This is a genomic window from Thalassotalea loyana (genome assembly GCF_030161435.1).
GTDB lineage: Bacteria > Pseudomonadota > Gammaproteobacteria > Enterobacterales > Alteromonadaceae > Thalassotalea_G > Thalassotalea_G loyana.
In genome coordinates this window covers 223,169-244,587 of sequence record NZ_BSSV01000001.1, presented here as the reverse complement: position 1 = coordinate 244,587, position 21,419 = coordinate 223,169, and the positions used below count along the sequence as shown (strand labels likewise).

The following is a 21,419-nucleotide window of genomic DNA, read 5'->3' as shown; positions in this document are numbered from 1 at the left end:
ATAACCTTTAACTTATTTATACCCATTGGAGAGTATGAACTATGTCAACTGTGGCAAAAACGATTGATTTAACTCAATACGGCATCACTAACGTATCTGAGGTTGTTTACAATCCGTCTTACGATTTATTGTTTGAAGAAGAAACGAAATCTAGCCTCGAAGGTTATGACAAAGGTTATGTAACTGAACTTGGCGCAGTTTCAGTTGATACAGGGATATTTACAGGCCGTTCACCAAAAGACAAATACATCGTTCGCGACGATGTGACTCGTGATACAGTTTGGTGGGCAGACCAAGGTAAAAACGACAACAAGCCAATGACACCAGAAACGTGGTCAAGTTTAAAAGATCTAGTGGTGACTCAATTATCTGGCAAACGTTTATTCGTTGTAGATACATTCTGTGGTGCAAATGAAGATACTCGCTTAAAAGTGCGCTTTATTACGGAAGTAGCATGGCAGGCACACTTCGTGAAAAACATGTTCATTCGCCCAACAGATGCAGAATTAGAAAACTACGAACCAGACTTCGTAGTAATGAATGGTGCAAAAACAACAAACCCTAACTGGGAAGCACAAGGCTTAAACTCAGAAAACTTTGTTGCGTTCAACTTAACTGAGAAAATGCAGTTAATCGGTGGTACATGGTACGGCGGCGAAATGAAAAAAGGTATGTTCTCAATGATGAACTACTTACTTCCGCTTAAAGGTATCGCGTCAATGCACTGTAGTGCAAACGTAGGTAAAGAAGGTGATGTTGCAGTATTCTTTGGTTTATCAGGCACAGGTAAAACAACATTATCTACAGATCCTAAACGTGAATTAATCGGTGATGATGAGCACGGTTGGGATGACAACGGTGTATTTAACTTTGAAGGCGGTTGTTACGCAAAAACCATCAACCTTTCAAAAGAAAACGAGCCTGATATCTACAATGCAATCCGCCGTGATGCATTGCTAGAAAACGTAACGGTTGATGCTGATGGTAAAATTGACTTTGACGACAACTCAAAAACTGAAAACACACGTGTTTCTTACCCAATCCATCACATAGATAACATTGTTAAGCCTGTATCTCGTGCAGGTCATGCAAAGAAAGTTATCTTCTTAACGGCAGATGCATTTGGCGTATTACCACCAGTTGCTAAGCTAACGCCTGAGCAAACAGAGTACTACTTCTTATCAGGTTTCACGGCTAAATTAGCAGGTACTGAGCGTGGCATTACTGAACCAACACCTACGTTCTCAAGCTGTTTTGGTGCGGCATTCTTAAGCCTACACCCAACACAATACGCAGATGTATTACGTAAGCGTATGGAAGCGGCAGGTGCTGAAGCTTACCTAGTAAACACAGGTTGGAATGGTACTGGCAAACGTATTTCAATCAAAGATACGCGTGCCATCATTGATTCAATCTTAGATGGTTCAATTGAGAATGCAGAAATGGTTGAATTACCAATGTTCAACTTAAACGTTCCAACAGCATTACCAGGTGCAGATAGCAATATCCTTGACCCTCGTAATACATACGAAAATGCTGCAGATTGGGAAGGTAAAGCAAAAGACTTAGCGGGTCGTTTCGTAAACAACTTCGACAAGTTTACTGATACAGAGCACGGCAAGTCGTTAGTTACAGCTGGTCCTCAGTTATAATTAATTTTTCTACGTAAAAAAAGCCGCTATTGCGGCTTTTTTTATTTTCTACCCAATATTTTTGTAATTAGTGTCCTAGTCAACAAGATATCAGCTATAGTTAGTTAAAATTCATTTATTAAGTATTTATGACGACTACTGCTAAAGCAATTTTTGCAGCCCTATTACTAGCATTCCTCATGACCAACAGTGAGGCTTCTGAGCAAACGTTAGACATATTGCAGCAACAAGCCTTGCAAGCTCCTCAACAAACGGAACAAAAACTCAATGGTTTACTCACTAAGCCTGAGAACCTGACACTCGACGATAAAATCAATGCCTACTTGTTATTGGCACAAGTTACCTATTTACAAGGGAAAACTAATGAGTCGATTCGCAATGCTCAATATGTTGTAGAGCTGTCGACAAAAAGCAACCACCCAAACCAACTAGCTGAAGCTAATTATGTTATTGCAAATAACTTTTTTGATAGTCGTGACCATCATATGGCACTCGCCTACTTAGAAACTAGCTTACTTTATTTTAAACAAATAAATGATCAGAAAATGTTGGCCAATATCTATGTCGCAATGGCAAGAAGTTATAGCGCGTTAAATCAAAATGAAAAGGCAATGAGCGCGTATTTATCTTCCTTCAAAATCATTTTGCAGCATCAGCGTTGGAATCAGTTAGTGGGTATTTACTATGGTATAGCTGAGCCATATTTATGGATAGATGATTCAATCGCTCAATTTAGTCATGCTCAAGAACGTTTGGCACTGTTGGTGCCGCCAGAGCAAACTAACTCTGCTATTGGTTTTTTAAACAATGTCGCTGTATGGCAGTCTTTTGGTGGTTTGGCGTTACTAATACTTGGTATTACCATCTGGCACCTTTATTCTAAAAAAAGAGAAATAGCACACTTAGACACACGTATTGCCCAACAACAAGAGCACATCAACACCATTAGCGTTATCGGTCGACAAGTGACCTCAAGTTTAGAACTCAATACTGTCGCTGAATATGTCTATAGTCATATAAAAGAGTTGTTTGATGCAGATGTATTTTCAATAGGTATCTACGATAAAAATAGAGAGCTCATTGATTTTCCTTTTACAATAGAAAAAGGAAAGGCCCTTGAAGACTACCAAATCCATATGAAGGATACTGAACGACTAGCTGTTTGGTGTATCAGTAATCGTAAGGAAGTTGTATTGAGCCAAATATCAGACAGTGATAAATATGTTAAAACAAAACAGACGGCTGCAGCGGGTGGTATGATGCAGTCGATTGTCTATATTCCTTTGATGGTTGAGCAAAACATCGTCGGTTGTATAACAGTGCAACGAGAGCAAGTGGGTAGTTTTAATGAATTTCAACTTAACATGATGCAAAGCATTGCCTCATATACTGCAATCGCTGTTGACAATGCACTCACTCACCGTGAATTGAAGTTAGCATCAAATACTGACTATTTAACTAAGCTAAGAAATCGCCGGGCATTCGTTGAAAAAGCAGAATATCAACTTGCCGTAGTCGAACGAAACAACAGCCAGTTATGTGTTGCTATTACCGATATCGATAATTTCAAAATTTTTAATGACACCTATGGTCATGACTGTGGCGATTTTGTTCTCAAAACCGTAGCAAAAACCTTTATCTCAAATATTCGCAAGCAAGATATTGTTGCACGATGGGGAGGCGAGGAATTTGTTTTCATGTTGCCTAATACAGATTTAGAAAATGCACAGTTCTTACTCGACAAAGTAAGAGCAACCATTGCAGCACAAGAGTTTGAATATAAAGATCAAAAATTTAAGATTTCGCTAACGTTTGGCGTAACACAAGCGCAAAATGGTATAGGCTTAACGCAATTAATGAACACAGCTGACGAAGCACTTTACCAAGGCAAACAGCAAGGCAAGAATATTGTCATTGCCAAACAACTTGACGCGACAAACAACATTATTCAAGCATCCAAGGTCAGTGCTAACTAGTTATCTTCGAGCTGTGCTTTTGCGTGTTGTGTTTTTCGATCTATACAACCGAGATCTTTATCTGGCGCGATAACATTTCGCACTTTCTGCTTTAACTCGGTGATTTCAGGAAAGCGTCCTTGATCTTTGCGCGACCAAATAAGGTTGTCGTTCGCATAGACTTCAAATACCCCTCCGGTACCTGGTAATAAAGACATTTCATCAATATCACCATCGAAGGTGGTCAACAGTTCTTGTGCCATCCACGTAGAGCGCATCATCCAGCGGCATTTTGCACAATATTTTATCGCTATCTTATTCATTTTATTGGTAATTTCATGGTTGCTTTAAGACCGCCTTGCTCACGGTTCGCTAAGGTAATTTGGCCGCCGTGAGAGTCGACAATTCGTTTGATTATCGCAAGACCTAAGCCTGAGCCTTCTGTTCCACGGGCCTTATCACCTTGTGTAAAAGGCGTAAATAACAGCTCGACCTCTTCACTTGTCATGCCTTCACCTTCATCTTCAACACAAATGGCAACCATTTTTGCTTGTTTATCAAAACCGGTAGAGATGTAAATCTTACCCTGAGTGTACCGCAAGGCATTTTGCACTAAGTTAACGAGTGCTCGCTTAATTGCGATATATTTAATCGGCACTAGCGGTGTGTCGTCCATACTCACTTCAAATTCTCGCCCTGAAATTCGTTCAGCTTGAACAACCTCATCAACTAACTCATTAACGTTAGCAAGCTCTCGTTTATCCAAAGTGTCGTGGCGAATATAATCAATAAATTGGTCAATGATGTTATTCATGTCATCAATATCGCTTTCTATTCCTTCTTTTAAGAAAGCTTCTTGCTCTGACATCATTTCACTCGCAAGACGTATACGTGTTAACGGGGTACGTAAATCATGAGAAATACCTGCCATTAACAGGTTTCGATCTGCCTCTAATCGTTTAATCCCTTTAGACATGTGATTAAATGCATGCGTTACAGCAACAACTTCGCTGGTACCTTGAGGCTCTAATGGCTCAGGAAATTCACCTCGCCCAACTTGATTGGCAGCTCTTTGAAGTGCTCTTAACGGTCGATTGAGTTGCCGAACAAAGAGCCAGCCCCCAACAACACTCATGCCGCCTATCACCATCAAAACGACAATTAACGGTAGCAGATTTGCCTCTTCCAAGCCTGATAATGGGATTTTGACCCACAATGACGGTGCTTGAGGCGGTCGTATCCAGAACAAGTACTCTTCTCCCTGCGAGATTCTTACTTCTGCTGGACCATTCAATAATTTACTCATTTCCATCGAACGATAAGGATAATAATCGGCTTCTGCCAACCCTAATTGCATGGCTTCATGCTCACGGTAAACACCGATACCGGTTTCACGATGAAAAGCCTGAGCCATTTGAGGGCTCATTACAACATCCTTGATGTCGATGAAAACAACACGAATTTGTTTCGCGAGTAACTGATTTATTTGTTGTGAACTTGGCTGAATAATATAAATAGCCATCGATGCATAAGCGACTATTTGGTTTACCAATAAAAGTACCCCAATTAATGAAACCGTTTGCCCAAAAGCACTACGAGGCATTAACTTCATTTATTCACCTATGTTCACAGTCAAATTTCAAAAAGATAATAATATTAAGCTACTTTTTGCCCATCAGGAACAAATACGTAACCTAGGCCCCAAACTGTTTGAATATAACGAGGTTTTGCTGGGTCATCTTCTAACATTCGACGCAAACGTGAAACCTGAACATCAATGCTACGCTCTAGCGCAGAATAATCGCGACCACGTGCGAGATTCATTAGTTTATCACGTGATAACGGCTCCCGAGGGTGCTGAACAAGCGCTTTTAGTACCGCAAACTCACCACTGGTCAATGGCATGTTCGTCTCTCCTTGGCGCATTTCGCGGGTCGCTAAGTTCAACTGATAATCACCAAATGAAACAATGTTCTCTTCAAGTGAAGGAGCACCTGGGGCTTCTTGCACACGACGACGCAATACCGCTTTTACACGCGCTAATAATTCACGAGGGTTAAATGGTTTAGGCATATAATCGTCAGCACCTAGCTCTAAACCAATAATACGATCGACTTCGTCACCTTTAGCTGTCAGCATCACGATAGGAATATCATTATTATGCTGACGTAAACGACGACAAATTGATAAACCATCTTCACCAGGTAGCATTAAATCAAGCACAAGCAAGTGAAAGTTCTCGCGCTCTAATAATCGGTCCATCTGTTCAGCGTTAGCAGCACTTCTCACAACAAAACCTTGCTCTACTAAGTAACGTTCTAAAAGCGCTCTTAAGCGCATATCATCGTCAACAACGAGTATTTTTGGAGTTTCTTGGCCCATAACATTTCCATTCTTTTATCTTGCATTGGTAACACTATAAGTGAAAAAAGCTGATTTAATAAACAACAATGCCGTAATTTGACTCGGCAAATTGTTACAAAATATAAACTATTCCGTATAAGAAACCCAAAATTGAGACTAAAAAATTATTATTTTGAAACATTTACCCGATCTAATCCGTAAATACACGACATAAACGCCCTGACTTACAGCCCAGATTTCCGGAACTGGCTAGGCGTTTGCTGTGTTTCTTTCTTAAACGCGCTATAAAAAGATGACTTCGCGTTAAATCCGACGGCCATCGCAATTTCCACTACCGTATCTTCAGTGTTGGTCAATCTTTCTTTGGCCTCTAGCACACGATAATGATTGATATAGTCAAAGAAACTGGTGTTGAGTTGGCCGTTGAGGGTTTGAGAGATGTAGTTTGGGGTACTACCTATTTTCTTCGCAAGTTTTGGCAAGGAAAGTGAAGCGTCAAGGTATAGCTTGTCTTGTTTCATCGCGACATCAAGCTTTTCCGCTATTTTTTGTGATTGAGCATGCTCTAATGCAGAGCGCTGATATTTTTCACGAGGAGGCGTTGTCTCATCAACCAAAACATCGATAGCTTCGTTTTCACTATATAGCTCTTCTAGCCCAGGCTTTTGCCTTAATCCCCAAAGCGCAACGCTCCATATCATGATCAAGATTACAGCATGAGCGACTGTCGCATTGTATTGTGTCGTAAAAAATAGATTATCAAGCACAATATTTACCGCGGCTGCTGTCCAAACAAGACCGATAGCTAACATGACCCAGCTTAACCACCTCACCTCTTTAGTGTCAGTACTGGCAAACACGTTTTTTAATTGCAAACGGTACTGCCTCAAACGGTTCACTATTTTTATAAAATAAAAGCCCGATTGGACTACCCAAGCAAGCACTAAGATCAATGTTGCAATGAGACAAAAAACGGCAACATAGCGCGAGACCCCTTCTTGATCCTTCAATACATTTTCGTTGCCCTCAATTAGCAGCGAATATTTCAGTTCTGGGGGTAACAACACAGCGAGTAATGCAATGATTACCCCTAAACCAGATAAGATAAAATGTCTTCGTTTGATTGCCTTAATTTGCCAAGGCGATTTAGCCGTAATACCTTCAACGTAAAACCAAAAACAGGGTGCGATAAGTAATACTGCCGGCAATGCAAGGATCAACACATTTGGGCGTAAATTGGGCAGAAGAGATGTTAATGTCGGTTGACACACGACGATTCCAATACACAACAAACATAGCCCGAGCGGAAAATAAACTTGGCGTTTCGTCGCGCGTAAAAATAACAGATTAGCACTAAAAATAATGATGACTAGGGTTGATAAATTCAGTGCGAAGAGTACTGGGCTATCCATATACTTTTTCTCATACTACCTTGTAAGACTATATATTTCATAGAGTTATCAGACAAAAAACCGTCCAATCCTACATATTCAAACGCCCAAAAGGTATGAGTTAACACGCCCGGACGCCTGCGTTTTAACAATCATACATAATCAGTTTCATCTAAGCCACAACATCAGAATGAAACGCATGAATAACAACACAGCTACACATACCTATAACTGGCCCGTCGTCGGTGGCCTTTTGTTCCTTACAGGTATTGCTGGAATTCCAGCCATTTTTATTGTCGTACTCGTCGCCATGGGGCCCGATACAATGGGAAGCGCCTCAGCTTTTATTAATCAAGCACATTTCAATACCCCGCTTGCCGTTATCGTTCACGGGGGCTCTGGCATTGTTTTCTTTTTAACCATGCCATTTCAATTCTCCTCCAAACTTAGAATTAAGTTTCCCCGATATCATCGTACCTTAGGCAAATTTGCTATAGCCTCAGCCTACACAATGGCGTTGTCAGGCATTTGGATGCACAACGTTTTATCACCTGAATCACAAGGAGCACGTTACTTCGTTTTAATCATAACAAGCCTGTTAATTTGCATTAGCTTTAGTATTGCGCTTGGTTATGTATTGAAAAGAAATATTACCGAGCATAAACGTTGGATGGCGCGCGCCGTCGCTATTACTTTAGCCGCCGTAACACCATTATTTCTTGATATTGTAATCTATCTGTTATTTACCAATTTTCCCGAGATATTAACTATATTAACAACGTTTCAATATGACTATGGTCGTTTAGTTGGAATAGGGATGAACTTGTTTATTGTTGAATTGATATGGCGAAAAGGTGTAAATATAGACGTGAAAAAGGCGCAATATCATCACTGCGCCTAAATGGTGTAAATGATTATTTTTCTTTACCAAATAAAAAGAGTAAAGGTTGGTCTAAGCGTTTTTGCCACGAGACTTCATCGTGTAAAGCTCCAGGATAAAAATCGCTGGTGAAGTGCTCTTTATCATAGCCTTGCTCAATGAAAAGCTTATCGACCTGTTTTTGAAGCGGAGGATAAAAGGCATCTAATGTTTTGTCACCGTAATCAAAGTAAATTTTATGTTGATTTGGTTTGGGTAAATGGTCTGCAATGTAGCTAAAAAATGCACCAGACACTGGGTTTACATCACCAATATTCTTGGGAAAAATGCCTGGCCAGTGCGTCGACATATTCGCTGAACCGCCAAAGATATTTGGATATTCTAAAACGCCATATAGGGAAATAAGCCCTCCCATACTTGAGCCCATCAAAAACGTGTACTCACGGCCAGTATTGACATTAAAATTGCTATCAATATAGGGTTTTAAATCAAACACTATAAATGATAAATAGTCATCACTGTGAACAGGTTTACCGAATAATGGAGTATTAGGCCCCCTTTTTATTTCATACAAACTTTCCCTAAAACTAGGTGTTAAATATGACAACGGCTTTTCAGGGAAATACTCACTATGGCGCAAAGAAGTGCCGCCATTATCTATGGCAACAACAATAAATGGTCTAGTTTTTTGCTCGTTGATTAAACGTCCTGCTATTTCATCAACACCCCAGTCCTGTTTATTCCACGTTGTTTTCGCATCAAACAGCATTTGGCCATCGTGCATATATAACACATCATGTTTACCGTTTTGCTCATAGTCGTCAGGTAACCAAACATGAACTTTACGTGGTGCAAGAGATGAAGGAACATCCTTTGTAATCTCAACTAACCGACCACTGGTGACTTGTTGAGCATCAACACTTGCGACCCAAACAACAAAGCATAAAACAATTGAAGCAATGATTTTCATACAGGATTTATCTTAAAAGTTACTTTAAATATGCAATAGCTTGGCTAGTTACACATTGCGTCAAACTTTTCTGCCTCTCTTCTCGAGATAGTGACGCTATTGCTTTCCTAACCAATTTCATTTTTTCATCGCGCTCTTGTTTTGGCTTATCTGCAAGTTGCTCATAAAAACAACCTTCTAAACCATAGTTAATAGCAATATCTGATTGAATATCATTAGTCCCAAGGCATTCAATAAGCTTTTCTGCCAATTGTTCACGATCCATTCGTTTAAGCAAATCTGGAACGCGATATGGGACAGGGTCGATCTTTTTCACTTTATTACAAGCAAAATACATATCAGCTACAGCAACAACAGGGATAAGCCGCTCATGCTGATCACTAAACTTATCTTTCAACCATTGATGGTATTCTTGTTCAGATAAATTTTCCTGCGCGATAGAAGCATTTACAGTAAGAGAAATCCCAAAACTCAGCAATAGATATTTGATTGCATACGATTTCATTGCATGACCCAAATTAATTTATTAGTAACGCCTGATTTTATCACACCTGATTTATCAGTTTAATCTTGCAGATTGCCAATACTTAGTTCCTTTGACTGTCGCCTGCAATGCAATACCATTTTCAGTTAATTGATAGACAGTAATATTGCCAAGCGTTACACCGTAGCTAACTTGGTCACCCTTATCATTGGATTTTGCCGCGGCATCTGCTTCTGCACCAAAAGCCCAGCCTTTCTCAACAAATTGGTTAAGCGCTTTTTCTGTATGAAACACAAAAACAGCTCTAAAGTCTTTCGCACCTAAGCCCAAACCAAGACCTGCCTCTCCCATCTCCATGAACGTTTCTTTGCCAGTAAGATTATTTTTTACAACGCCATACCCTGTGCCCGCCGCGACAAAAATAATATTGATTTGTGCATTACTAAACACGGCATAACCTGCACTGCGTTCAATTTCTTGCTTAGCTTGAGGCGATATTTTTGTCAGTTCATTCAAAACATTGTGACGCATTAATCTGATCTCAGAACGTTCCTGTGCAGGAGTCAAATCATCACTGGTAGATTGACACGCTTGTAAAAATAACAATAAGGTTAAAACAATCAGGCTTCTCATACGATGCTCTCAACTAAATGATTAATATAAATAAGGTTAGCTTATAAAATACTTTGCTAAAGCAAAAGCGACTAACCCACACACTACCGTCAATAACATATTCTTTTTATACCAGCTTACAACAACAGCTACGATTGCAGCGATTAAATAAGCGTTAGTTATCGATATATCCACGCTTCCCTTTGGCATTAATACTGCTGGCGCAATGATGGCCGATAGCACAGCAATAGGCACGTAGTTCAACGCGCGTTGCAGCCCCTCTGGTAATGCAATTTTGTTGGCAAACGCAAAAAGCACATAACGAGTAGAAAACGTGACAACTAACATACCAACGATCAATAGTACTTCATTCATGAGCTTGCTCCTTAACTAGTGTAGCTGATGCCTGTTTTTCCAAATACAAAGCGATTGCAATCGCACAAATGGAAGAAACCAACAAACCCACTTTATTTGGCCAATGATAGGTTAGTACAGACAGTATCGCGGCAATTAACGCGCACATAACAGTAGGTTTATTGTGAAGACTTGGTGCAACAATACCGATAAAGGCAACCGCCATCGCAACATCAAGGCCCCACTCTGACATATTAGGTACAGTTTGCGATAGATAAAGGCCAATCAAACTACAAAATATCCAGTTACCGTACATGAACAACGCTGAACCAAAATAGAACCAACTAAAGTACTCAGTCTTTGGGTGTTTGCGCAGGTAGTGCGACGACACGGCAAACGTTTCATCAGTGAGTAAAAAGGCCATTGGCAATCGGACCCTCTGACTGTACTTTTTGACAAAAGGTAAGAGGTTGGCCGCATATAACATATGACGAATATTGACAAAAAACGTCGTTAAAATAATGACAGGTACACTTGCGCCAGCAGCAAGTAACCCTATTGCAATAAATTGCGAACTACCTGCAAAAACAAACACTGACATAGCAATGATCGCCCACTCAGATAAGCCAGCAGATTGCGCTAGTGCGCCATAAATAATGCCAAAAGGCATTGCAGCAACAATCAAAGGTGTTGATTGTTGCGCACCTTTTAACATGACACGAAATTGTTGATTCATGTTTTGTCCCTAAAAACAAAAAGCAAGTAACTAACGTTACTTGCTTTTATAACCACCCCAAAACAAAGCGTGTTAATTGCTAGTATTTTGCTGATAAATATGTACGTCGCGCTGCGGATAAGGAATCGTAATACCTTGCTCATCAAAGGCTAATTTCACTTTTTCTATAACGTCAAAGTGAACTTCCCAATAATGCTCAGACGCAACCCAAGGACGCACTAAGATATTAATTGAACTATCGGCATGAGCTGAAATAAAGATGTCTGCAATCGGATCTTTAAGTATGCGCTCATCATTATCACAAATGTCGCGTAAAATGGCTTTTGCTTTCGTTAAGTCATCGTCATAACTAATACCAAATGTCATATCAACTCTGCGTGTTGGCTCAACAAATACATTTTTCACACAACCATTTGACAATAAGCCGTTAGGAATAATCACACGTTGATTATCTAGTGTTCTAATAATGGTATTAAAAATTTGGATCTCATCAACAGTACCTACATAACCTTGGGCATCAATGACATCCCCTGCTTTGAACGGTTTAAAGAATAAGATTAAGATACCGCCAGCGAAGTTAGACAAACTCCCCTGTAATGCTAAGCCAACGGCTAAACCAGCTGCACCAAGCATTGCAATTAATGACGCTGTTTCAATACCCACCATGGACGCAAAAATAATCACGAGAATGGCTTTTAACGTAATATTGAAAATGCTCAACAGGAACTGATGAAGCGTGACCTCTACTTTCTTTTTCGTCATCGCAACGTCTAATAACTTCACAACTTTTTTAATAATCCAGGCACCAATAAACCATACGATTATTGCCGTTAGTAACTTAGTGCCAAATTGAATACCCATCTCGGTCACAAGCTGAGCATACTGTTCTATTTCTTCTGTTTTGAAATCCATTTTGAGATTCACCTGTTTTTGTTCTTTCCAAATAGTATAGATAAATAATGAATTAGTATGTGACAAATCCATTAATCTACAACACCATCGCTTGATGGACGTTCAATGACTTTGTGGCGCCTCACTGTAAAATAATTGAATCAAGTAGTTTACGATGCTGCCATAAAGAATTAACATCATTAAACCAAATTTTATAATAATAACAATAAGTAATGATATGAGATGTATAATTAATCTCTGTGTAGTAATCGTAGCTTTCATTTTTTCATGCTCAGCAAACTCAAGTTTAATTGCTACCCAATACCTACTCGCGTTCAATAAAAAAGAAATCAACTTCCAAGAATTTTTATGGGACGGTCCAAACGATACAGTCGTTAGCGAAGCAACCAGAAACTGGAACAGACCGATTTATGAGCTCTGGGGAGTTAGTGATAGGTATCCAGGCACACAAGGCATGCCGATTCCCAATGTAAGGCCATATTCAGAAACTGATCCAGGGTTTTCAGGCCCTAACGGTGAGGAGTTTGGTATAGAAATCGAGTTTGGCGATACTTCTATCACCCCGAGAAGTAATAACAGTAAAAACGTCAAGTTTTATACTGACTTCGGTCAAACTAACGCTGGTGTGATTGGTATGTCGCGCGCAGAAATCCATATCAAAAGTACATTAAAAAAAATGGATATTGCAGAGGGCACGACTCTCTGGATAGGTTGGTCAGAAAAATACTCGCACCTTGATAAAGAAAAAATAACCACCGTGTTTCAGTTCCGAAATCAACCAAATAACACGGACCTTGCTGAAAAAGGCTATGACGAAGCTTCAATCAATAGCATCACACAAGCTGGTTATACAACGGGAGGTCCAGCAATCGGCATTATTACAACACCGGTTAATGGTCAATTGCACTATCAAGTTTCAATCCGAGAAGGAACACCATTGTCATGGCAAGTACCAGAGAATAATGTTTATCTCCATCCTCACGAGGTTCAAACGGATCAATGGTATGATTTTATTGCACAAATTAAGTATTCTCAGCAGGCTGATGGCTTTTTGAAAATTTGGATATTTGATCAAACCAATAACCCAATAAGCAATGCAAGTAGCTCAACGGCACCTAACTGGAGCTTTTATGGTCCCACAATGTACACATACCCGAGCAACTACCAATTCCCGATACCGAGTCCTGATCTTAGATTAGGTGTTTATCGACATGAGCGTACCAACGTGCAAGAAGAAGTCGATGCTGCTCATCGTTACATGACTAAGTATTTGGGCCCTTTGAGGCTCTGGAAAGGCGACAGTAATACTGGCTTTTCAATCGTTACCCCAAGATAAAAACAACAATAAGGAAAAATTCATGCGTCTAACACTTATCCTAATAGCTGCCTTCGTGTTTATGAGTCATGCGAGTTTTGCTCAAAACAACTCTGGACAGGCAAATATTAACTATTACAAAATAGATGAGAGCAGGATTGTGGTCTATGCGCTTTCTCCAACAAAGTTCATTGATAACGCACAATGTAATGGTACTGGTGAGTCTACAGCTGTCGCGGTTTCAACGTCACGAGACAACTTTAATGAGCTATACGCTTCGATTATGCTCGCACATGCACATAATAAAAAGATCGCATTTTGGCTAGATGGTGCTTGTACACCTGCAATGGTCGGAGGCCCATTTCCATCGGCAAGCATGGTCTATGTCCATCAGTAAAAAACCACCTAGTAGCCTGCACCTTATTGCATTATGCAGGCTACTATTAGCCTCAGTTTAAATTCAAAATAGATAAAATTTCAGTATTTACTTTATCGGCATCAAATAATTCTGTTGCAAACTCTCTGCTAGCTGACGCCATCTCTCCCCACTGCTCTTGGTTTGCTAGAAACCATTGCATAGCCTCTGCTAATGCTTGACTGTCTTTCACTTTGACTAATCGACCGTTTCTATTATCAATAACGGTCTCACGACACCCAACAGCATCGGTTGTAAGAATAGGCCGTCCAACAGACATTGCTTCAAGTACGGTTCTCGGGAGTCCCTCATGATATGAAGGAAGGGTATAAACATGACAGCTTTGAATAAAGGGTAATACGTTTTTGGTTTCTCCCAAATATTCAATAACTCCTTGCTCATGCCATTGATGAATCAAGCTCATTTCTATTTTGTCCGGGGAACTGTCCTCAGGCCCCACCAAAACAAAACGGCAGTCAGGATAGGATTTCTTAACGGTCTCAGCTGCCGCCACGTATTCACGAATTCCTTTGTCGCCAAGCAATCGAGCAATCAACAAAAAGGTAGGAGGCTGTTCAGGCAGCGGGGTGAATGGGTAATGACTCAAGCTAACCCCTGAACCATGCACTCGTTTAGTTTGTGCGTCTTTACAAAGCGCAAGCTTGACAAAAAGTGCCAGATTATCATTATTTTGAAAGATAACATGTCGCGCTTTTTTAAGACTAATACGATAGAGAAATTTCACTAATCCATTAACCAGGTTACGTAACAAGCTGCCTTTTTCAAACGCGTAACCTAAACCCGTGATCAAGCCATAAAACTCAACATTGCGATGAAGCCGACATGCCAAGCCGCCCCATATAACGGGTTTGATGGTATAAGCTAATACTTTATCTGGTTGAAAGCTTTTTAGCATGTTCCTTAATTGCCAAAACGTTTTTAAATCAGCAATGGGGTTTAAACCGTTGCGTTGTACATCATACGCTTGAAATCTCGCACCTAATGACTCCACATCCTTGACAACTTTCGCTGAAGCGGGTGCAGACATAACCAAGACATCGTGCCCAGCATCAACCATCGCTTTTATCATTGCACCACGAAAACTCATTATGGAGTCAGGGTAAGCCCCTATTACAGCTACTTTCATCATTTTGCTCTTTTTATTATTGATGCGAGAAATTGGCGCTCTGCGGAATTCGCTGCGATAAAGAACACAAGCACCGCGTAGCATACCAGAAGAATAAAGACACCAAGCATAAGGCCTATCCAGTCTCTTGAAAAATAACTTTCAATAAATGAACCCAACCCAACAACAACGAACATTGTAGGTAAAATAAAGCCTAAACCTTGGCGATAAAAACGTGACATTTCTAAGCCAATTACACGGGACAGGTAGAGTCCAACGCAAACCAACTCTCCGATAATAAGCGTAACCATGGTGCCAAACGCTGCGCCTATCAATCCATACTGCTTAACCAGTAGTATGGAAACTAAGATATTCATTACTGCTGTTGCTAGTAATATTAAACTTCTTACTTTATGTTTATTCATCGCTTGTAAAACAGCATTAGTTGAGCTTTGTGCCAAAACAAATATAAATGGCACCATAGGTAAAAGTGCAACTAAAAATGCCTGTTTAAATTCTTCGCCAACGAATAAGGAAATAAATAATGGCCCAAATACAATAAATGCAGATAATACGAAACCGAGCACCATCATCTGCATGCGTGCGATGCGAATCAATTCATCTGTGACTTGTGATAATGGCGCATCAAGGGTGACAAGCTTTACAATTTTCGGGACAAAAACATTGGATATCGCACTTGCAAAAGCGATAAAACTTAATACCAATTGGTTGCCAATATTGTAAATTGCAACTGCTGCACTACTTACCATCACGCCGATAATAAAATTATCTACCCGCCAATTAATTTGATTGACGATTACATTTAGACCAATAAATAACGTGTAGCCAAAGACTTCTTTCACTAAATCAGAATCTATTGATGTAAACGATACCTTAATTTTTAGTCGACCAAAAACAAAACAAAGTCTTATTACTAATTGCGTTAGGTTGATTAACGTATCGATAATAACAATGTCGACGATGTCTCCACCTTGGTATAGCGCAACAACAACTGCTGTGCACCTGAGTAAAAACAATAGAATTTGAGTGCCGGTCTCAAAGACAAATTTCTCTTTTGCGCTGATAACACCAGTAAACGTATTACTCATCAAGGTAATGGCAATGTTGATGAGCAGAATGAAAAAGGTCTGTTGCAATAAAGCGATTTCATCAACTGACATCGAGCCCGAGAAAATATCAGGTAGTTGGTGATAAAAAACACCGCCAACAAGCATTGCGATAACAGTTACTAGGCTATATATAATCAGCATTAAGCCAATGAATCTGGCCTGCCCGGACAAGTCTTTTTGTGCCTGATACTTGGAAAGAAATCGAATCGCCGTATTCGCCAGCCCCATTTCCAAGATAATCAAATATAAAATAATCGATGAAACAAGACTATAAACACCATATTGTTCGACACCAACATGATGGATAATAAAAGGAATCAGCAATAGCCCAAGAATATTGCGAATAGCAATCGAAAGATAGCCGAGCAAAACACCAAATTTACGTTGTTGTGCTGCTTCCATCTTAATCTTTCCGGTAAGTGTTATAAATGATCATCATAACGATAAAGTAACTACTGTATTTACCAAGGTTTTGCAGACTAAGGCAATACAACAAAAAAACAATGATTGGCAAATAGGACAAGCGATAAAACGAATAATTTCGCGTCCGTATTTTCTCCGCTTTAAACCCTGCATATACAAAATAGATAAATACGAAGCTACCAAGAATGCCCAAGCTTACTAGCATTTCCAGAAAAGTATTGTGTGGGCCAACAACTTCTTCAAAAATCTTTTCTACGCCAAAATAATAATTGTAATAGCCTAAGTAGCCGTTAATACCGCCACCAAACAACATATAGTCAGGCTCTTGGGCCAAAAACATTTTAACGTATTCTTTAGCGATATCACTCCTAGCCCCCGTCAACTCAGATAAATTATCAGAATCAAAACGAGACATAATATCTAAATTGATATGCTCCGTTGCTCCAGAAAGTACAACAAATATACCTGCGAGTATTCCCAAAGAAATACCGAATAAGGTTCTAAAAAATATCTCCCCTATCGCGGCCCGAAAATACAATAAAAAGTACAAAAACAAACTGAAAAACGATACTAAGAAAAAGCTACGCGATACGGTAAGTGAACCTGCAGCGAGCAGACCAACAAGTATCATCAATTGACTTAATTTGATCGGCTGTTTTGGCACGCTTGGTAAATAAAAAAAGATCAACAATAAACACAGCAAACCGAAATTGTTCGGATCACCCGCACCACCAGCAAACCGCGCGATGGCGTCTGCATGGTAAAACGTAACTGGATGAAATATATCTTTGAGCAGACCATAGAATGTCGACGTAATAAAACCTATCAAAACGACAAAGCGCAATTGGCCAAACTCGATGTATTTTCGCTTATCAAACAATAATAAAGAGACAAAAACGAATAAAATCATCCAGCGCACTGTCTGTGTCGATAGCATCACAGGATTATAAATTAGGTGCATCAATTCATACCCCACGACAACAATGGTCGCTATTACACCAGGAATGAAATATTGAGTATGAAATAACTGTGTCATGATGTAGCGCCCAAAAATAGCCAAATAAATCAGGGTCGCTAATGAAATCGATATGTAAGGAGAGCCAACAAAGACATTCAAGCAAGGAATCAAAAAGAAGGCTAACTGGACTGAACGGTAAAACGGTAATGCGAAGCTTATCGCCACACCCATTAACACGACGATAAGCAGCAAAGCATGCGCTTGGGTGATGCCAAACAATAATATAAGAATGCCAATGACTATCAGCTCAGGACAATATACCAGTCTTTTAAGCATGATAGCTTAAGATACCTCTATGCCGTCTTTGTATAGTTTAATTAGCTGTTCCGTCACCGCATCGATACTATAATTTTTGATATTAAAGGCTTGCTTTACCATCTGATCATCTAATAATGCCGGCTGAAGATGGTTAAGTTGCTGTACCCAGTCTTCAGGACTATCTAGAGGCAAAAGCTCTACCAATGCTAATCCCATATCTGCTTCCAGCGAGATAGTATCTGAGATGTAACATGGTAATTTTGCCGCCTGTGCTTCAAGCAATGCCACAGAAACCCCTTCAAACAAAGACGGCATAATAAATGCCGACGCTCCACCCAATAACTGTGGAATGTCATCATTTGCAGGCAATAATGAGAAACGTTCGCTTTGTCTAGACTCGACAATACTTGCTGCAAAATCTTGCTTTAAGGGCCCATCACCGACACAAACAAAATGAATGTCTTTCCCTAGCAAAGGGTTATTGGCTAACACTAACAAGAATTGATGATTTTTTACCGTACTAAAACGTCCAACATGTAAGATGAGTTTTTTGTTCGTTGGTAAATTGTACTTCTTTAAAACGTCAGCATATTGTTGTTTTTTGTCTTCTGCAGGTAGAAACTTTTCGACCTTTATCGCGTTGTTTAACACGATAAAATTGTCTCTGCCAAACAAGAATTTACCGGCTTTATCGCCACATGCAACGTATTGGTTACTGAAGCTTTTGGTGATCTGCTTAATCACACCAAACACTGGCGCAAGCCACGTGCTTTCTAAACCAGAGGTATGTGAGTGACATACCCGGACAGGAATATTGTGACGCTTGGCTAGGCCAAGCATGACGAAATTCTTAAAACTGTTATGAACATGAATAACATCGTAGGTATTTTCATTGAAAATACGATTAACTTCATTAACGTGTTTAATGGGTGAGCTTTTAAAGGTAGGAAGTAAAAATACGCTACACCCTAAGTTTTCTAACTCTTCACGGTATTGGCCATCATTAAAACAAATAAAATCAAATGTAACCGTTTCGTTATTTATTTCCCTCAACCAATTCATCACAACAGATGAAATACCACCGGCACCTAGTTGAGGAATAACTTGCAATACTCTGATTGGTTTAGCCATCGTAAGAATACGCCTTATAAAATTTCTCTTCGCTATAACTAAGCTCATAGCCTTTTTGCTTATATAACGAGTCTAATTGCGCTTTGCTCGCGACATCTCGCTCTATCATTGATAAACATTGCTTTGCCCAAGTACTAGCGGGCTCTGAAAGAGGCAGTTTAGCGTATAAACCTGCGCCAATATCCGCTTCTTCTGGTAGCGCATCAGAAGTTAAACAAGCCACACCTGCTTTTTGCGCTTCCAACGCTGCGACCCCTAAGCCTTCCGTAATACTTGGCATTAGCATGAGGTCGAAGCATGGCAAAATCTGATAGACATCACTTCTTCTACCCCAAAAAGTGACGTGTTCTTCTAACTTCATACTTGCAACTTGCAGCTCAATTTCTTCTCGATACTCACCATCTCCGATAAAGTGTACGTAGATATCCGATCTAACTTTCAGCAATTCAACAAGGACCTGCAACATAAATGCGTGATTTTTTACAGGGTAAAATCGAGCAATAGCGACAATATTAATACCAGGTAATAGGCCTAAATCGTCTCGATCTTTTTGAGTCACTTCCGACTTATGTTTGATTTTTTCGAAATGAAAAGCATTTGGAATGACCTCAAAATCCCTGTCACCAAATAGATACTTGCCGGCGTCTTTTGAGATTGCAAATCGATGGGTCGAAAACATAGAAATAAGAGTTCGACCAATACACATCATCCCTTTATAAAATTTGGAAGGAGTACTCGTGCTGATGTTTCTAGCATGACTGACTCTCGCTTTAATACCAGCACATTTTGCTATAAACAAACAAATACCGGCATGAAAAGAAGTGTGAACATGAATCGCATCATACTTAGGAGATTTTATTAACAGCCGATATAAGTCAAATATATGACTGAAAAACTCCTGCCTTGGATTTCTAACAATGTGAATTACGCCACCAGATTCCAATACTTCATTTGTGTAATAACAGGGGTCTTCGGTCATGATAACAAAATCATGTTGCAGTTGACTGTTTTCTTGATTGCGAAACAAGTCCATAACCCGACTTTCCGCGCCCCCAAGATTTAGAGTAACTAAAACATGTAGCACTCTTTTTGTTTGATTATCTGATGGGGTTTCAATCATGCATTTTAACCACTTTAGCTGGCATACCGACAACAGTTGCACCCTCAGGCACATCATGCAGTACAACTGAGTTGGCACCTATTTTAGCACCATCGCCAATGGTTATTGGCCCTAAAATAACGGCACCAGCACCAATAAACACGTTATTGCCTATTACGGGAGCACCATTGGCGTCACCAGTTTTTCCATTACCGCCAATTGTTACATTTTGGTACAGCATACAACCGTCACCGATCACTGCATCCTTATGAATAACAACACCTAATCCATTATGAAAAAAACCGACATTCTGACCTATTTGGGCAGTATATTTGACGTCACATGCAAAAATAATTCGAATAAGTTTCCAGATAATTTGAGGCAATATGGGCACACCTTTTAGATAAAGGCGACGAGATAGATAATACCAACGAACTACTGCATGCATGACTAATTGAAAATTTTTATTGTTGTTTCGCCAATTTACTCTGGTTATTGTGGAAAATAAAGTAAAAACGATGTAAAACAGCTAAACAAGGTATTAAAACCACAATAACAACAAAAAGAGTTTCTGATGTACCCATTTGTTAAGCGCTTGATTGATATTATTTGTGCTGCAAGCGCACTACTATTGCTTTCACCACTGTACATAATTGTCTATTTTAAAGTAAAAAAGAACCTTGGTAGTCCCGTCATATTTTCACAACCTCGCCCAGGCCTAAAAGGCAAAGTATTTAACATGCATAAATTTAGAAGCATGAAAAATGCAAATGATGCAAACGGTCAGCCGTTACCTGATGAAGAACGCATGACACCATTTAGCCACAAATTACGCAATTCAAGCGCAGATGAGTTACCTGGGCTATGGAACGTACTAAAAGGTGATATGAGTTTAGTCGGGCCTCGACCACTTTTAGTGGAGTATCTGCCGCTTTATAACGAGCATCAAGCAAAACGCCATGACGTGAAACCAGGAATTACAGGATGGGCACAAATTAATGGCCGTAACACCTTAACTTGGGAAGAAAAGTTCGAATACGATGTCTGGTATGTTGAACATATGTCACTTTGGCTCGATATTAAAATTTTGTTTTTAACGGTTAAAAAAGTTTTTATCAAAGAAGGCATTAGTGCTGAGGGCGAAGTTACCATGCCCAAGTTTACCGGTTCAAAGCCTAATCAATAAATTATTCA

22 protein-coding genes are annotated in these 21,419 nt (G+C 39.7%); 6 read left to right on the top strand and 16 right to left on the bottom strand.

From position 1 onward, the window contains the following. Window positions 1–41: 41 nt before the first annotated feature. Together pckA and QQK05_RS01025 are read left to right on the top strand one after the other, a co-directional pair. Complete coding sequence (gene pckA, locus QQK05_RS01030) at window positions 42–1,652, top strand: phosphoenolpyruvate carboxykinase (ATP) (RefSeq protein ID WP_284295504.1); 1,611 nt, start codon at window positions 42–44, stop codon at window positions 1,650–1,652. 128 nt (window positions 1,653–1,780) lie between these two features. Then, window positions 1,781–3,628, top strand: coding sequence for a sensor domain-containing diguanylate cyclase (locus QQK05_RS01025; RefSeq protein ID WP_284295503.1), 1,848 nt, complete (start codon window positions 1,781–1,783; stop codon window positions 3,626–3,628). Here QQK05_RS01025 and QQK05_RS01020 read toward each other — a convergent pair. From QQK05_RS01020 to QQK05_RS01005, 4 genes are all read right to left on the bottom strand, one after another. Continuing rightward, window positions 3,625–3,930 (bottom strand): SelT/SelW/SelH family protein, encoded by a 306-nt coding sequence (locus QQK05_RS01020; RefSeq protein ID WP_284295502.1) that lies wholly within the window; start codon window positions 3,928–3,930, stop codon window positions 3,625–3,627. The two genes, QQK05_RS01025 and QQK05_RS01020, sit on opposite strands and share 4 nt — an antisense overlap. After that, a complete protein-coding gene (gene envZ / locus QQK05_RS01015; protein ID WP_284295501.1) occupies window positions 3,927–5,219 on the bottom strand; it encodes a two-component system sensor histidine kinase EnvZ in 1,293 nt (430 codons plus the stop codon). Before envZ ends, QQK05_RS01020 begins: the two co-directional genes overlap by 4 nt. Window positions 5,220–5,263: 44 nt before the next feature. Next, complete coding sequence (gene ompR / locus QQK05_RS01010; RefSeq protein ID WP_284295500.1) at window positions 5,264–5,989, bottom strand: osmolarity response regulator transcription factor OmpR; 726 nt, start codon at window positions 5,987–5,989, stop codon at window positions 5,264–5,266. Between the two features lie 206 nt (window positions 5,990–6,195). Next, window positions 6,196–7,383: a helix-turn-helix domain-containing protein gene (locus QQK05_RS01005; protein ID WP_284295499.1), complete on the bottom strand. Its 1,188-nt coding sequence runs from the start codon at window positions 7,381–7,383 to the stop codon at window positions 6,196–6,198. Between the two features lie 178 nt (window positions 7,384–7,561). Here QQK05_RS01005 and QQK05_RS01000 point away from each other — a divergent pair, with 178 nt between their 5' ends. Then, window positions 7,562–8,263: a DUF2306 domain-containing protein gene (locus tag QQK05_RS01000; RefSeq protein WP_284295498.1), complete on the top strand. Its 702-nt coding sequence runs from the start codon at window positions 7,562–7,564 to the stop codon at window positions 8,261–8,263. Between the two features lie 13 nt (window positions 8,264–8,276). On the opposite strand, the gene QQK05_RS00995 is transcribed toward QQK05_RS01000, so the two are convergent. From QQK05_RS00995 to QQK05_RS00970, 6 genes are all read right to left on the bottom strand, one after another. Next, window positions 8,277–9,212, bottom strand: a complete 936-nt coding sequence (locus QQK05_RS00995; protein WP_284295497.1) for an alpha/beta hydrolase — start codon at window positions 9,210–9,212, stop codon at window positions 8,277–8,279. 19 nt (window positions 9,213–9,231) lie between these two features. Next, on the bottom strand, window positions 9,232–9,717 hold the full coding sequence (locus QQK05_RS00990; RefSeq protein WP_284295496.1) for a hypothetical protein: 486 nt from the start codon (window positions 9,715–9,717) through the stop codon (window positions 9,232–9,234). A 54-nt stretch (window positions 9,718–9,771) separates the two neighbouring features. Next, window positions 9,772–10,329, bottom strand: a complete 558-nt coding sequence (locus tag QQK05_RS00985) for a YSC84-related protein (RefSeq protein ID WP_284295495.1) — start codon at window positions 10,327–10,329, stop codon at window positions 9,772–9,774. 36 nt (window positions 10,330–10,365) lie between these two features. After that, window positions 10,366–10,683 carry an AzlD domain-containing protein gene (locus QQK05_RS00980; protein WP_284295494.1) on the bottom strand — a complete coding sequence of 106 codons (318 nt, stop codon included), beginning with the start codon at window positions 10,681–10,683 and terminating at the stop codon, window positions 10,366–10,368. Next, window positions 10,676–11,398: an AzlC family ABC transporter permease gene (locus tag QQK05_RS00975; RefSeq protein WP_284295493.1), complete on the bottom strand. Its 723-nt coding sequence runs from the start codon at window positions 11,396–11,398 to the stop codon at window positions 10,676–10,678. Before QQK05_RS00975 ends, QQK05_RS00980 begins: the two co-directional genes overlap by 8 nt. A 72-nt stretch (window positions 11,399–11,470) precedes the next feature. Then, a complete protein-coding gene (locus QQK05_RS00970; RefSeq protein WP_284295492.1) occupies window positions 11,471–12,310 on the bottom strand; it encodes a mechanosensitive ion channel family protein in 840 nt (279 codons plus the stop codon). 217 nt (window positions 12,311–12,527) lie between these two features. Between QQK05_RS00970 and QQK05_RS00965 the strand changes: the two genes are divergently transcribed. After that, complete coding sequence (locus QQK05_RS00965) at window positions 12,528–13,646, top strand: heparin lyase I family protein (RefSeq protein ID WP_284295491.1); 1,119 nt, start codon at window positions 12,528–12,530, stop codon at window positions 13,644–13,646. A 22-nt stretch (window positions 13,647–13,668) separates the two neighbouring features. Beyond that, window positions 13,669–14,022 (top strand): hypothetical protein, encoded by a 354-nt coding sequence (locus QQK05_RS00960; protein ID WP_284295490.1) that lies wholly within the window; start codon window positions 13,669–13,671, stop codon window positions 14,020–14,022. 52 nt (window positions 14,023–14,074) lie between these two features. Here QQK05_RS00960 and QQK05_RS00955 read toward each other — a convergent pair whose 3' ends face one another. Genes QQK05_RS00955 through QQK05_RS00930 form a run of 6 tightly spaced genes read right to left on the bottom strand, consistent with a single transcriptional unit; the run spans window position 14,075 to window position 20,610 of the window. Next, window positions 14,075–15,190, bottom strand: a complete 1,116-nt coding sequence (locus QQK05_RS00955) for a glycosyltransferase family 4 protein (protein WP_284295489.1) — start codon at window positions 15,188–15,190, stop codon at window positions 14,075–14,077. Further along, on the bottom strand, window positions 15,187–16,698 hold the full coding sequence (locus QQK05_RS00950) for an oligosaccharide flippase family protein (protein ID WP_284295488.1): 1,512 nt from the start codon (window positions 16,696–16,698) through the stop codon (window positions 15,187–15,189). Before QQK05_RS00950 ends, QQK05_RS00955 begins: the two co-directional genes overlap by 4 nt. Before the next feature lies 1 nt (window position 16,699). Next, window positions 16,700–18,013: an O-antigen ligase family protein gene (locus tag QQK05_RS00945; RefSeq protein WP_284295487.1), complete on the bottom strand. Its 1,314-nt coding sequence runs from the start codon at window positions 18,011–18,013 to the stop codon at window positions 16,700–16,702. A 6-nt stretch (window positions 18,014–18,019) separates the two neighbouring features. Continuing rightward, the gene (locus tag QQK05_RS00940; RefSeq protein WP_284295486.1) at window positions 18,020–19,126 is read right to left on the bottom strand and encodes a glycosyltransferase; all 1,107 of its coding nucleotides are present in this window, start codon (window positions 19,124–19,126) and stop codon (window positions 18,020–18,022) included. Continuing rightward, window positions 19,119–20,246, bottom strand: coding sequence for a glycosyltransferase (locus QQK05_RS00935; RefSeq protein ID WP_407704841.1), 1,128 nt, complete (start codon window positions 20,244–20,246; stop codon window positions 19,119–19,121). The genes QQK05_RS00940 and QQK05_RS00935 overlap by 8 nt, the downstream gene beginning before the upstream one ends. Continuing rightward, window positions 20,239–20,610: a serine O-acetyltransferase gene (locus QQK05_RS00930; RefSeq protein ID WP_284295483.1), complete on the bottom strand. Its 372-nt coding sequence runs from the start codon at window positions 20,608–20,610 to the stop codon at window positions 20,239–20,241. The genes QQK05_RS00935 and QQK05_RS00930 overlap by 8 nt, the downstream gene beginning before the upstream one ends. A gap of 189 nt (window positions 20,611–20,799) precedes the next feature. Between QQK05_RS00930 and QQK05_RS00925 the strand changes: the two genes are divergently transcribed. Next, window positions 20,800–21,411 carry a sugar transferase gene (locus QQK05_RS00925; protein WP_284295482.1) on the top strand — a complete coding sequence of 204 codons (612 nt, stop codon included), beginning with the start codon at window positions 20,800–20,802 and terminating at the stop codon, window positions 21,409–21,411. Window positions 21,412–21,419: the final 8 nt, after the last annotated feature.

Coding starts and splice junctions, on each gene's coding strand:
- QQK05_RS00935 (WP_407704841.1), bottom strand. CDS start 20,246: ATGATTGAAACCCCATCAGATAATCAAACAAAAAGAGTGCTACATGTT.
- QQK05_RS01000 (WP_284295498.1), top strand. CDS start 7,562: ATGAATAACAACACAGCTACACATACCTATAACTGGCCCGTCGTCGGT.
- QQK05_RS00950 (WP_284295488.1), bottom strand. CDS start 16,698: ATGGAAGCAGCACAACAACGTAAATTTGGTGTTTTGCTCGGCTATCTT.
- QQK05_RS00965 (WP_284295491.1), top strand. CDS start 12,528: ATGAGATGTATAATTAATCTCTGTGTAGTAATCGTAGCTTTCATTTTT.
- QQK05_RS00975 (WP_284295493.1), bottom strand. CDS start 11,398: ATGAATCAACAATTTCGTGTCATGTTAAAAGGTGCGCAACAATCAACA.
- QQK05_RS00925 (WP_284295482.1), top strand. CDS start 20,800: ATGTACCCATTTGTTAAGCGCTTGATTGATATTATTTGTGCTGCAAGC.
- QQK05_RS00945 (WP_284295487.1), bottom strand. CDS start 18,013: ATGCTTAAAAGACTGGTATATTGTCCTGAGCTGATAGTCATTGGCATT.
- QQK05_RS00980 (WP_284295494.1), bottom strand. CDS start 10,683: ATGAATGAAGTACTATTGATCGTTGGTATGTTAGTTGTCACGTTTTCT.
- QQK05_RS00970 (WP_284295492.1), bottom strand. CDS start 12,310: ATGGATTTCAAAACAGAAGAAATAGAACAGTATGCTCAGCTTGTGACC.
- ompR (WP_284295500.1), bottom strand. CDS start 5,989: ATGGGCCAAGAAACTCCAAAAATACTCGTTGTTGACGATGATATGCGC.
- QQK05_RS00955 (WP_284295489.1), bottom strand. CDS start 15,190: ATGATGAAAGTAGCTGTAATAGGGGCTTACCCTGACTCCATAATGAGT.
- QQK05_RS00990 (WP_284295496.1), bottom strand. CDS start 9,717: ATGAAATCGTATGCAATCAAATATCTATTGCTGAGTTTTGGGATTTCT.
- QQK05_RS01020 (WP_284295502.1), bottom strand. CDS start 3,930: ATGAATAAGATAGCGATAAAATATTGTGCAAAATGCCGCTGGATGATG.
- QQK05_RS01005 (WP_284295499.1), bottom strand. CDS start 7,383: ATGGATAGCCCAGTACTCTTCGCACTGAATTTATCAACCCTAGTCATC.
- QQK05_RS00960 (WP_284295490.1), top strand. CDS start 13,669: ATGCGTCTAACACTTATCCTAATAGCTGCCTTCGTGTTTATGAGTCAT.
- QQK05_RS00940 (WP_284295486.1), bottom strand. CDS start 19,126: ATGGCTAAACCAATCAGAGTATTGCAAGTTATTCCTCAACTAGGTGCC.
- QQK05_RS00995 (WP_284295497.1), bottom strand. CDS start 9,212: ATGAAAATCATTGCTTCAATTGTTTTATGCTTTGTTGTTTGGGTCGCA.
- QQK05_RS00985 (WP_284295495.1), bottom strand. CDS start 10,329: ATGAGAAGCCTGATTGTTTTAACCTTATTGTTATTTTTACAAGCGTGT.
- QQK05_RS01025 (WP_284295503.1), top strand. CDS start 1,781: ATGACGACTACTGCTAAAGCAATTTTTGCAGCCCTATTACTAGCATTC.
- pckA (WP_284295504.1), top strand. CDS start 42: ATGTCAACTGTGGCAAAAACGATTGATTTAACTCAATACGGCATCACT.
- envZ (WP_284295501.1), bottom strand. CDS start 5,219: ATGAAGTTAATGCCTCGTAGTGCTTTTGGGCAAACGGTTTCATTAATT.